The 10,531-nt window shown below is 68.8% G+C and carries 12 protein-coding genes; 3 read left to right on the top strand and 9 right to left on the bottom strand.

Features of this window, described 5'->3' with window-relative positions; all coding sequences use genetic code 11:
* Window positions 1-3 precede the first annotated feature (3 nt).
* The 8 genes from ABID41_RS06605 to ABID41_RS06640 all read right to left on the bottom strand — a co-directional run bounded on the left by ABID41_RS06605 (window position 4) and on the right by ABID41_RS06640 (window position 7,147).
* Window positions 4-1,452 (bottom strand): CpaF family protein, encoded by a 1,449-nt coding sequence (locus ABID41_RS06605; RefSeq protein ID WP_354297338.1) that lies wholly within the window; start codon window positions 1,450-1,452, stop codon window positions 4-6.
* Window positions 1,453-2,886: an AAA family ATPase gene (locus tag ABID41_RS06610; protein ID WP_354297339.1), complete on the bottom strand. Its 1,434-nt coding sequence runs from the start codon at window positions 2,884-2,886 to the stop codon at window positions 1,453-1,455.
* A complete protein-coding gene (locus ABID41_RS06615) occupies window positions 2,883-3,566 on the bottom strand; it encodes a CpaD family pilus assembly protein (protein ID WP_331932580.1) in 684 nt (227 codons plus the stop codon). The genes ABID41_RS06610 and ABID41_RS06615 overlap by 4 nt, the downstream gene beginning before the upstream one ends.
* Window positions 3,563-5,155, bottom strand: a complete 1,593-nt coding sequence (locus ABID41_RS06620) for a type II and III secretion system protein family protein (protein WP_435529979.1) — start codon at window positions 5,153-5,155, stop codon at window positions 3,563-3,565. Before ABID41_RS06620 ends, ABID41_RS06615 begins: the two co-directional genes overlap by 4 nt.
* Window positions 5,152-5,997: a Flp pilus assembly protein CpaB gene (cpaB, locus tag ABID41_RS06625; RefSeq protein WP_331929731.1), complete on the bottom strand. Its 846-nt coding sequence runs from the start codon at window positions 5,995-5,997 to the stop codon at window positions 5,152-5,154. The genes ABID41_RS06620 and cpaB overlap by 4 nt, the downstream gene beginning before the upstream one ends.
* Window positions 5,998-6,136: 139 nt before the next feature.
* Window positions 6,137-6,664: an A24 family peptidase gene (locus tag ABID41_RS06630; RefSeq protein WP_331929729.1), complete on the bottom strand. Its 528-nt coding sequence runs from the start codon at window positions 6,662-6,664 to the stop codon at window positions 6,137-6,139.
* 82 nt (window positions 6,665-6,746) lie between these two features.
* Window positions 6,747-6,917, bottom strand: a complete 171-nt coding sequence (locus ABID41_RS06635) for a Flp family type IVb pilin (RefSeq protein WP_331929727.1) — start codon at window positions 6,915-6,917, stop codon at window positions 6,747-6,749.
* Window positions 6,918-6,973: 56 nt separating this feature from the next.
* Window positions 6,974-7,147, bottom strand: coding sequence for a Flp family type IVb pilin (locus ABID41_RS06640; RefSeq protein ID WP_331929725.1), 174 nt, complete (start codon window positions 7,145-7,147; stop codon window positions 6,974-6,976).
* A 306-nt stretch (window positions 7,148-7,453) separates the two neighbouring features.
* On the opposite strand from ABID41_RS06640, the gene ABID41_RS06645 reads away from it, so the two are divergent.
* The 3 genes from ABID41_RS06645 to ABID41_RS06655 all read left to right on the top strand — a co-directional run bounded on the left by ABID41_RS06645 (window position 7,454) and on the right by ABID41_RS06655 (window position 9,051).
* Entirely contained in the window at window positions 7,454-7,867 is a 414-nt protein-coding gene (locus ABID41_RS06645; protein ID WP_354297340.1) for a pilus assembly protein N-terminal domain-containing protein, read from the top strand.
* Window positions 7,868-7,930: 63 nt separating this feature from the next.
* Entirely contained in the window at window positions 7,931-8,539 is a 609-nt protein-coding gene (locus ABID41_RS06650; protein WP_331927895.1) for a TadE/TadG family type IV pilus assembly protein, read from the top strand.
* Complete coding sequence (locus ABID41_RS06655; RefSeq protein WP_331927893.1) at window positions 8,539-9,051, top strand: TadE/TadG family type IV pilus assembly protein; 513 nt, start codon at window positions 8,539-8,541, stop codon at window positions 9,049-9,051. The genes ABID41_RS06650 and ABID41_RS06655 overlap by 1 nt, the downstream gene beginning before the upstream one ends.
* A gap of 2 nt (window positions 9,052-9,053) precedes the next feature.
* Here the strand turns inward: ABID41_RS06655 and ABID41_RS06660 are convergent, their stop codons facing one another.
* Window positions 9,054-10,478: an MFS transporter gene (locus ABID41_RS06660; protein WP_331927891.1), complete on the bottom strand. Its 1,425-nt coding sequence runs from the start codon at window positions 10,476-10,478 to the stop codon at window positions 9,054-9,056.
* Between the last annotated feature and the right edge of the window lie 53 nt (window positions 10,479-10,531).

Genomic DNA, 10,531 nt, shown 5'->3' on the forward strand with positions numbered 1-10,531 from the left:
CGCCTATTCCGCCGCGTCGAGCGCTTCGGCGAGCTCGCGCTCCAGGCCGTAATAGCGGGCTCGGTCCCAGAAGCGCGGACGGCCGATGCCGGTGGAGCGATGGCGGCCGAGCACCCTGCCCTGCTCGTCGTCGCCGCTGATCTCGTAGACGAAGAGGTCCTGGGTGACGATGACGTCGCCTTCCAGGCCGACGACCTCGGTGATGTGGGTGATGCGGCGCGAGCCGTCGCGCAGGCGCGCGGCCTGGACGATGAGGTCCACCGAGCCGACGATCATCTCGCGGATGGTGCGCGAGGGCAGGCCGTAGCCGCCCATGGTGATCATCGACTCCAGGCGGCTGATCGCCTCGCGCGGGCTGTTGGCGTGCAGGGTGCCCATTGAGCCGTCGTGGCCGGTGTTCATGGCCTGCAGCAGGTCGAAGGCCTCGGCGCCGCGGACTTCGCCGACGATGATCCGTTCGGGACGCATCCGCAGGCAGTTGCGGACCAGGTCGCGCATGGTGATCTGGCCCTGTCCCTCGAGGTTGGGCGGGCGGGTCTCCAGGCGGACGACGTGGGGCTGCTGAAGCTGCAGCTCGGCGGCGTCCTCGCAGGTGATCACGCGCTCGGTGGGGTCGATGAAGGCGGTCAGGGTGTTGAGCAGGGTGGTCTTGCCCGAGCCGGTTCCGCCCGAAATGACCACGTTGCATCGGCAGGCGCCGATGACGCCCAGGACCCGCGCGCCTTCCGGACTGATGGAGCCGAACTCCACCAGGTTCTTCATGGTCAGCTTGTCCTTGCGGAACTTCCGGATGGTCAGGGTTGGCCCGTCGAGCGCCAGCGGCGGGGCGATGACGTTGACGCGGCTGCCGTCGGGAAGGCGCGCGTCGCAGATGGGCGAGCTTTCATCGACGCGGCGGCCGACCTGGCTGACGATCCGCTGGCAGATGTTCATGAGCTGAACATTGTCGCGGAAGCGGACATTGGTGAGCTGGACCTTGCCGCCGACCTCGATGAACACCCGGCCGGCGCCGTTGACCATGATGTCGGCGATGTCGTCGCGGGCCAGCAGCGGCTCCAGCGGGCCATAGCCGAGGACGTCGTTGATGATGTCCTGGACGAGGGTGTCCTGCTCGGCCACCGACATCGAAACGTTCTTGATCGCCACCAACTCGGCGACGATGTCGCGGATCTCCTCGGCCGCGTGGCGGGGATCGAGCTGGGCGAGCTGCGCCAGGTCGATGGTGTTGAGCAGGGCGTTGAAGATCGTGGTCTTGGTGGCGTGGTAGTATTCGCTCTGCTCACGGACAACCTGGGTCGCGGGCTTGGCGGCCGCGGCAGGTTTCGGCTGGGCCGGGGCCGGAGAAGGCGCCTGGGCCGCCGGCTTGCGCGCAGCGGCCGCCGGCTCCGCGCCTGGAGGCGGGGCTGGGCGCGGCGCGGCCGCGACGGCGGCGGTGGGGCGCTTGCCGAACATCTACTTCTTCTTGAAGAGGCCGGAGAGCAGCGAGGCCTTGCGGACGACGGGCGGCTCGCGCCGGGCGATCTGCTGGGCCAGATGCTCGATGCCCTCGGCCGAGCGGGACTTGGGCCCGACCTCGGAGATCATCTGGCCGTTGTTGGCCGCCAGGCCGAACAGCTTGGGATCGAAGGGCAGGCAGAGCGCCGGTTCGAGGTCCAGCGCCTCGCCGAAGTCCTTCACCGGGATCTCCGGGCGCCCGGGGACGCCGACCTGGTTGAGCACCAGCCGCGGCGGGGCGTCGTTGGGCCGCGCGCGGCGGACCAGGTCGATCATGTTCTTGGCGTTGCGCAGCGAGGCGAGGTCGGGCGTAGCGACGATCACCACGTCATCCGAGGAGAGCAGGACCTTGCGCTTCCAGGCGGTCCAGACGTGCGGCAGGTCGAGGACGACGAAGGGCGCGGCGGCGCGGATCTTCTGGGTGACCTCCTCGAAGGCCTCGGTGGCGATATCGTAGTCGCCGTCGAGACTGGCCGGAGCGGCGAAGAGCGAAAGACGGTCGGTGCAGCGGACCATCATCCGGTCCATCAGCACCGGATCGAGGCGGTCTGGCTGGGAGAGGGCGTCGACGACGCCGTGAACCGGGTCCTGGTTGAAGTCGAGCCCGGCGGTGCCGAAGGCGAGGTCGAGGTCAACCAGCACGGCGCCGGTCTGCAGTCGCTCGGTGATGGCGTGGGCGACGTTGTGGGCGATGGTCGAGGCCCCTGCCCCGCCCTTGGCGCCGCAGAAGGCCACCTGGCGGCCTATGAACGGCGCAGAGGGGTCGGCGTAGAGGCCGGTGGCGGTACGCACCAGCAGGAGCGCGCTCATCGGCGGCACCAGATAGTCCGAGACCCCGCGGCGCATCAGCTCGCGATAGAGGGCAATGTCGTTGGCGGTGCCGATGACCACGACCTTGGTGCCGGGGTCGCAGACCTCGGCCAGACGGTCGAGCTGATCGAGCAGCACCGGCGCCGGCTCGAGGCTTTCGACCATCAACAGGGACGGGGTCGGCTCGCTCCGATAGGCGGCCAGGGCGGCCGGCAGCCCGCCGGTGCGAACGCGCATGGAGCCGCGCTCCATGCGCCGGTCGGCGGCGGCGCGCTCGGCGAACTCGGCGGTTTCGCCAGAGGCGCAGAAGAAGTGGACGGAGATGCGCGGCAGGACCGGCTCGCCGAAGGCGGCCTCGGCGCCGGCGATGATCTCGTGGACCGGGTTGGGCGTCGCGGGCGCGGCTTCCGGCGCCGGCGTGGCCTCCTGGGCGATGGGCGGCGGCTCAGGCTCAGCCGACCGTTCAGGCGAAGGCTCGGGCGAGACCTCGGGCAGGACGGCCGCAGGCGGCGGCGGACCGAAGTCGTCGTCCGCCTCGAACTCCAGGTCGAAGGGATCGCGGCCTTCCTGCGGCTTGATCATTTGACCACGTCCGAGATTCGGGTGGAGCTCTCTTCCTTGGCCGAGCCGGTCTTCTCGCCCAGGCGGTACTTGCCGAGCACCACGCCACGACGCTGGGCGTCGGCGGGCGTGACCTGGGCCGGCGCCAGCAGGTCGCGGGGATCGGTCACCTGGGCCGCCAGATTGGCGGTGACGGCGCAGCCGAAGTTGGGCTGGACCTCGTTGTTCGCCGAGTGGGCGATGTTGGTCCACTCCTGGCCGCAGCGCGGGACATCCACCCGATAGCGCTGGCGGCCGACGATCAGGGGGGCGAGCGGGTCGCCGCCGGCGTCGTAGCTGGCCAGGGTGATCTGCGAGGCCGGCACGCCGCCGCCCGAAAGCTGCAGGCGGACCCCGTCGCTGGTCTTGCCGACCGCAGCGGGATCGGCGCCGCCGAGGGGCGCGTGAAGGGTGATCTGCCCACCGCCCGAGGCGCGCCAGTCGGCGACGAAGACCCCGATCGCCTGGGCCTGGGTCAATGAGAGGCCGTCGGCGTGGATGGCAAGGCGGATCTCGTCCGGCTGCACGGCCACGCGATTGGACCAGAGCTCGGTGGGCGTGCGGGCCAGAGCCGCCGGCCCGGAGGTCGCCGTGGGCGCCGCCGAACAGGCCGCCAGGGCGGCGCTGGCGAGGACGGGGATCAGAATACGGGATGCGTTCATTCGATCACGTAGCCGTATGGCCCCTGGTAGGTGCGCCCGCCATTGGCCGGCGGCGTGGCTTTGTAGGCTCGGGTGAGTTCGCCCAGCAGCAGGGTCGAGACGTCGTCGGCCACGCGCAGGCCGTCCACCGGCGTCTGCAGGCGATCGGGCGATGTCGCCTCGACGATGTAGGGGGTGATGATGATGACCAGTTCGGTCTCGCCGGCCAGGTAGTCACGCGAGCGGAAGAGGCTGCCCAGCACCGGCAGGGTAGTGACGCCGGGCAAGGCGTCCAGGTTCTGCTTGGTGTTCTCCTGCAACAGGCCGGCGATCATCATGGCGCCGCCGGAGGGGAGTTCGACCACTGTCTCGGCGCGGCGAACGGTCAGGGCCGGGATGGTCAGGCGCGCGTTGGTGGCGTCCGACACCAGGGAGAAGGCGCCCTGGCTGGTGAGTTCTGAGACCTCGGTCGAGACCTTCAGCGAGATGCGGCCGCTGGAGAGCACCACCGGCGTGAAGGCCAGGCCCACGCCGAAGGGCTTGAAGCTGACGGTGACGCCCCTGTCGTTGTCCTGGGCGACCGGGATCGGGAATTCGCCGCCGGCCAGGAACCTGGCGGACTCTCCTGAAATGGCCGAGAGGTTCGGCTCGGCCAGGGTGCGCACCAGGCCGACCCGTTCGAAGGCCTTCAGCGTCGCCTCGCCCTTGTTGAGCCCCGGACTGCCCGCCGTGTCCTTGATGGTCGCGGTGTCCCAGTTCGAGGCCTGGTCGGCGCTGCGTACCACGACGTCGCACATCTTCTCCGGGTCGAAGGTGCAGGGGAACTGCATGACCGGCTGCTTGGTCGTGTTGGTCTGCCAGCCGCCGGTGACCCCGCCGAGCAAGGCGCCGTTGACGGCGAAACTGGCCGCCGTGCCCCAGACGTACTGGGTTTCGCCGAGCTGGCCGAGGACGGCGTTGAGGTTGAAGCCGAGCTGCTTGATGACGTTGCGCTGCATCTCGACGATACGGACCTTCAGCATCACCTGGTCCTTGCCGGCGATGCTGAGCATGTTGATGACCTGCTCGGGCTTGCCGACCGCGGCCTTGGCGATCTGCACGGCCTTGTCGGCGTCGGCGAGGTTGGCGACCTGGCCCGAGAGAATGAGGCTCTCGTTCATGGCGTCGACCCGGACCTGGGCGCCGGGCAGCACCCGGTTGATGGTCTGGGCGACGGCGCTGGGGTCCTGGTCCACCCGTATGTCGAGGGAGAGGATGCGGCGGCCGGCGGAGTCGAAGAACACCGCGTCGGTGGAGCCGTTCTTCAGGCCGAGGATGAAGATTCGCCGCGGCGAGCGCAGCATGGCGTCGGCCACGGCGGGGTTTGTCACCAGAACGTCGCGGGCGTCCACCGGCAGCTCGACGATGGCCGACTTGCCCATGGGCAGGGAGAGGGTCTGGCTAGCCGCGCCGCCGGCCAGGTTGACCCGGACCACTGCCGACTGGGCGGACATTCCAGCGGCCATGGCCGGCGCGAGCGCCTCGCCCGCCTGGGCCAGGGCGGCTGTGGGCGCGAGGAGGCAGGCCGCCAGGGCGGCGAGCGCGACCAGTTTGCGGCGCAAGGTCATCATGGGTTGCCGGCCTCCGCCGCTTGGCCGCCCCGGAAGACGCGGACCCCCGAGACCCGCTCGGTCACGCCGCGGCCGGGACCGCCGCCGATGTCGGCATAGGAGCGCAGGGCCAGTTGCAGGTCGCCCTGGGCCTTGCCGCGGGCGATGACCTCGATGTCGGAGGCGGGAATCTCCAGGGTGGCGACGCCGCCGACGATGGTCTTCGCGTCCTTTTCCGGATCGACCTTCTGGTCGATGGCCAGGACCCGCACGTTGCGCATCAGGACCTCGGTGACCGGGCCGCGCTCGCCCGAGGACTTACGGCTCTGCAGCACGTCCACCCGGTCGCCGGGCAGGATGAAGCCGCCGGCGGCGTTCTCGGCGTTGATGGGGACGGACATGGCGCGCATGCCGGGAGTCAGCACCACGGCCATGAAGCCGCTCTGGCCGGCGCGGACCACCTTGCGAGCGACCATCGGCTCGCCCTTGGCGAAGGCTTCCTTGACGATGGCGCCTTCGAACACCTGGATCGCATTGCCGGGGGCGACCATGTCGTTGGCGACGCGGACCGCCTTCTGCACCGCCTTGTCGGGCATCTTGGCCGGGAGGGCCGGCGCGGCTCCGTCGGTGATCAGGTTGGCGTTGAGGGCGTCGGCGGGCCAGGGCTGCCAGCCGAGGTCGGAGGGAGCGAGCCGCGTGCCGACCGGCAGGTCGCGCTGGGCCACCAGCACCTGGACGACCGCTTTTTCGGGGGCCGCGGCCACCACCTGGCGCTTGGGCGTGACCATGCCCTTGACGATGAAGGCGAGCCCGAGCGCGGCGACCGCGGCGACGACGAGAATGGCGATACGGGCCGGGCTCATGTTCGCTTACTCGGCGCTCCGCATTAGGGCGTGTCGCTCGGCGCGCCTGCCGTCCGCAGGCGCCCTTGATTCGTTCGGCCGGCCTTTTGCCCCCTGGGGTTATGTGCAGGCGCCATGGTTAACGCGCTCTAAAGCCAAGCTAGATACCGGCGAGCCCGCCCCAGGCCTGCATGAGGGCGCTGGCCGGGAAGGCGAAGAGGGCGCCGGCCGCGATGGCCACGCCATAGGGCACGTTCTCGCCCGGATCGGCGAGCCGGCCGAACCAGGCCGGGCCGGCCATGACATAGGGCCGGAAAAGCGGCGAGCGCAGGCTGAGCAGCGCCATGGCCAGGGCGCCGCCGGCGCAGGCCGTGAAGAGGACATAGGGCAGGACCGCCGCCGGGCCGAGCCAGAGGGCTGCGGCGGCGAACAGCTTGGCGTCCCCTCCCCCGATCCAGCGCAGGGCGAACATGCCCATGCCGGCCACGAGGGCCAGGAAGCCGACGAGGAGATGGCCGCCGAACGCCTCCAAGCTGACGCCCCCGGCGAGGGCCGCGGGCAGAAAGCCGAGGATCAGGACGGCGGAGATCCAGTTCGGGATGGTGAAGCTGGTCAGGTCGCGCAAGGCCCCGACCACGACCATGGCCGGGAAGATCATCAGCAGCGCGAACTGGAGAACCGAGGCCATCGGGAGTTCCGAACAGGTGGTCGCCTGGATTTGGCGGAGCGTTGAGAAGCAGATGCGGCGCGTCTGCTTGTCGATGGTCCGTCTAGGGTTGCGGCGCGGCCGTGGAGAGCTGCTGGAACACGCCGACGAGGGCGTCGGTGATCGGCCCGATCGCGGGAAGCATCACCATGGCGATCAGGCTGGCGATGAGCGCATATTCGATCGCGGTCGTGCCGCTGCGCTCTTTCAGCAAGTTCTTGAGACAAACTCTCATGGCGCCCTCAGAAACGATCGGCCGCGACGAGTAGGGCGTCGCGGCCGACCTGGAACTTAAGTGGCCTTGTTCAGCTCGTCCGAGACCTTTTGGAACTTGGCCTGCAGGCCCGTACCGACCGTGGTCAGAACCGCAATGATGACCACCGCGATCAGGGCGGCGATCAGGCCGTATTCGATGGCGGTGGCGCCGGATTCATCTTTGAGAAAACGCGAAACGAACTTCGACATAGCTCGATCTCCTTTGTTGGCGAGCAGACTGTTGAGGCCTCAAACCTGCTGGTCTGCGCACCCCGAAACGCAGGGCGAACTATGGCGAAGCTTGGCTTAATCGGCAGTAAATAGTCATGTATAAACAAATCTATACCTATGATTGACAGACATTTACTATAAATATTGGTTAACCACGAGGAGCTGGCGCGAGCGATTCCCCCTTGTCCCGCAAGGACTCGCGCGTCCGGCATTTGCGGCAATTCAGGCTTTATTGACCATTCCGCCCCACCCTGCCGGCGTCGAGAGCCAGCCGGAATCCGCCGCATGCGCCGCCTGCCGTTAGCCATCTTCGCCGCTTTGACCCTGGCTTCGGGCGCCGCCCAGGCCGCCCCGGCCCTGATGGCGCCGATCAATCAGAGCGTTCCGATCAACCTGCCGCGGGGAACGCGGGACGTGCTGATCGGCAATCCGGCCATCGCCGACGTCAACGTGCTCGACTCCGGCAAGGCGGTGATCCTGGGCAAGGGCTATGGGGTCACCAACATCGTGGTCATCGACCAGCTCGGCCGCACGGTGATGAACCGGCAGGTGGTGGTGGCCGCGCCGACCGGCAATGTGACGGTGATCCGCGGCGCGAAGTCGGCGGACTATGCCTGCGCCACGCGCTGCGAGCGGGCGGACGGCGCCGCACCCACGGCCGATCGCGCCCCGACCGACGGCGGCGACACGCCGCGTTAGCCATAAGCATAAATCCGAGCTTAGCCGTGACGCCCTAGGCTGGCCTCCAAGCTCGGAGGCGTCATGCTGCGTCGTGCCTCAAAACCCGGTTCGGCCCTGCGCCAGTTCGCCTGCGACCGCCGCGGCGCGACGGCGGTGGAGTTCGCCCTGATCAGCATCCCCTTGATGCTGCTGATGTTCGGGATCCTGGAGCTCTGCCTGATCCTGCTGGTCACCGCGACCCTGGACACCGCCACCGACTTCGCCGCGCGCAACATCAGGACCGGCGTCTTCCAGAAGAGCGGGGCGGTCACCGAGGCGGATTTCGCGGGCCTGGTCTGCCGCAACATGAGCTGGCTGCAGCCGGCCTGCACGGGGGACGGGCCGATCGATCCGGAGCATCCGAACACCAACCGCCTCTATGTGGAGGCGCAGACCTTCGCGACCTTCGCCAGCGCCGCGGCGCCGCAGCCGCGCGACACCCAGGACTTCGAGAGCAACACCCTGTGCTGGTCGGTGGGCAATCCCGGCGACATCGTGCTGGTGAAGACCTATTTCCGCTGGCCGATCTTCACCCCGCTGATGCAGCCGATCTTCGAGAACTACAGCGGCGGGCGGCTGCTGATGTCCACCCGACTGTTCCGCAACGAGCCCTTCGACGCCGCCCTGCGGCCGGTGGGAGACGACTGCTGATGAGGCGCTTCATTGGCGACAAGCGCGGGGTGGCGGTGGTGGAGTTCGCCCTGATCCTGCCGATCCTGCTGCTGCTCTATTTCGGCATGGTCGAGACCAGTCAGGCGGTGCTGGCCAACCGCCGCGCCGGCTACCTGACCACGGCGGTCGGAGACCTGCTGACCCAGCAGGCGCAGGTGCGGTCGGCCGACGTGGAGGACATCTTCGACGCCGGCACGGCGGTGCTGACCCCGTTCACCACGGACGGCCTCTCGATCCGCGTGACCAGCATCGAAATCGACGCCAATGGCGTCGCCACCGAGAAGTGGACCCAGGACCGGGGGACAATCGATCCGGCCGACCTCTCCGACATCGATCCCAAGCTGCTGGAGCCCAACTCGGCCCTGGTGCGGGCGGAGACGGTCTATGTGTTCAGGACTCCGTTCCAGAAGGTCCTGCCGCAGGCCTTCACCTTCAAGCACAAGATGGACCTGCGGCCGCGCACCGGCGTGGCGATCCCGCTGATCGACTGACCTCAGCCGATCTGGCGCCCGCCCCCGCGGACGAACAGCAGGCCGACGAAGCCGATCAGCAGCAGCAGGGTGACGGTGGCGAAGCCGCCCTGCTGGCTCTGGGTGAGCTTGGTGCCCCAGTTGACCATCATCGGCCCGAGCCAGCCGGTGGCGACGCCCGACAGCGCATAGACCCCGAAGAAGGCGCCGGTCTGGTCGGGCGGGGTCACGCGGGTCAGCATGGTGCGGCTGGAGGCGTACTGGGCGGTGATGAACACCGCGTTGGAGAAGCCGATCAGGATGAAGATCCACTCCGGCAGCGTGCGGAACACCGGCCCGTTCCACATCGGCGCATGGGCGGCCGGATCATAGGCCCAGAAATAGAGGATGCGGTCAGGCGCCATGCCCAGCATGGCGATGATGCCCAGCAGGGACATGAAGATCTCCACCCGCACCGCGCCCTTGGGGCCGAGGCCGGAGTCCAGCCAGCGGGCGACGAAGCCGCCGATGACCGCGAGGATGGAGAGGATGATGCCGTAGATCAGCATCTCCAGCGCGCCCCACTTCATCACCCCGATGGCGTAGAGCCCGGCGTAGATGAGGATCGCGTTCATGCCGTCGACGTAGAACATGCGGCTGACCAGATAGATCGCCGCGTCCTTGTAGCGGCGCACCGTGGCCACCATCCGCACAAGCTGGACCGCGCCGTTGCGGAAGGCGGCGAGGGTCGGCACGCCGGTCCTGGGCGCGTCGGGCGTGAAGAGGAACAGCGGCAGGGCGCCAAGGGCGAAGATCGCCGCGGCCATCAGGGCGACGACGCGCTCGGGCTCGTGCGCGGCCGGGTCGAGGCCGAACAGCGGGGCGTGAGGCACGAAGCCCCAGTCCACCTTGCCCGGCAGGGCGAAGGCCCAGGCGGTGAAGGCCAGGGCGATGACGGCGGTGAGATTGCCCAGCGCCAGGGCCAGGCCCGAAGCCTTGTGCGCGCCGGTGAGCCCCGCCGCGCGGATCAGCAGCGAATTGTGCAGCACCTCGCTGAAGGCGAAGAGCAGGCCGATGGCGGTGACCAGGATCATCACGGTGGTGACCGACAGCCCGTCGCCCTCCGGCCTGGCCCACCAGAGGGCGGCCATCATCGGGACCATCAGCGCGACGATCAGGGCCAGCCACTTCTTGCGGGGACCGAGCTGGTCGATGGAGGCGCCGAGCAGCGGCGCGGTCGCCATGACCAGCCAGCCGGCGTACTGGCTCCAGCGGGAGATGATCTCCTGCCCACGCACCGGATCGCCGATCATCACGCCCGCGACATAGGGCATGAAGATGTAGATGGTGATCAGGATCACATAGGGATTGCGCGCCCCCTCGAAGAGCGCCCAGGCCACGCCCCCGCGCCGGAGCCGGCCATCGCCCATGACCTCGGCGGCCGAACCGGCGGCTTCGACTGTGCTCAACCTGACCTCCCGAACCGGCCGCACTGCCGGCGGCCTTGGCTGGAGGTTACGCC

Source organism: Phenylobacterium koreense, assembly GCF_040545335.1.
GTDB lineage: Bacteria > Pseudomonadota > Alphaproteobacteria > Caulobacterales > Caulobacteraceae > Phenylobacterium > Phenylobacterium koreense.

Coding starts and splice junctions, on each gene's coding strand:
- ABID41_RS06605 (WP_354297338.1), bottom strand. CDS start 1,452: ATGTTCGGCAAGCGCCCCACCGCCGCCGTCGCGGCCGCGCCGCGCCCA.
- ABID41_RS06610 (WP_354297339.1), bottom strand. CDS start 2,886: ATGATCAAGCCGCAGGAAGGCCGCGATCCCTTCGACCTGGAGTTCGAG.
- ABID41_RS06615 (WP_331932580.1), bottom strand. CDS start 3,566: ATGAACGCATCCCGTATTCTGATCCCCGTCCTCGCCAGCGCCGCCCTG.
- ABID41_RS06620 (WP_435529979.1), bottom strand. CDS start 5,155: ATGATGACCTTGCGCCGCAAACTGGTCGCGCTCGCCGCCCTGGCGGCC.
- cpaB (WP_331929731.1), bottom strand. CDS start 5,997: ATGAGCCCGGCCCGTATCGCCATTCTCGTCGTCGCCGCGGTCGCCGCG.
- ABID41_RS06630 (WP_331929729.1), bottom strand. CDS start 6,664: ATGGCCTCGGTTCTCCAGTTCGCGCTGCTGATGATCTTCCCGGCCATG.
- ABID41_RS06635 (WP_331929727.1), bottom strand. CDS start 6,917: ATGAGAGTTTGTCTCAAGAACTTGCTGAAAGAGCGCAGCGGCACGACC.
- ABID41_RS06640 (WP_331929725.1), bottom strand. CDS start 7,147: ATGTCGAAGTTCGTTTCGCGTTTTCTCAAAGATGAATCCGGCGCCACC.
- ABID41_RS06645 (WP_354297340.1), top strand. CDS start 7,454: ATGCGCCGCCTGCCGTTAGCCATCTTCGCCGCTTTGACCCTGGCTTCG.
- ABID41_RS06650 (WP_331927895.1), top strand. CDS start 7,931: ATGCTGCGTCGTGCCTCAAAACCCGGTTCGGCCCTGCGCCAGTTCGCC.
- ABID41_RS06655 (WP_331927893.1), top strand. CDS start 8,539: ATGAGGCGCTTCATTGGCGACAAGCGCGGGGTGGCGGTGGTGGAGTTC.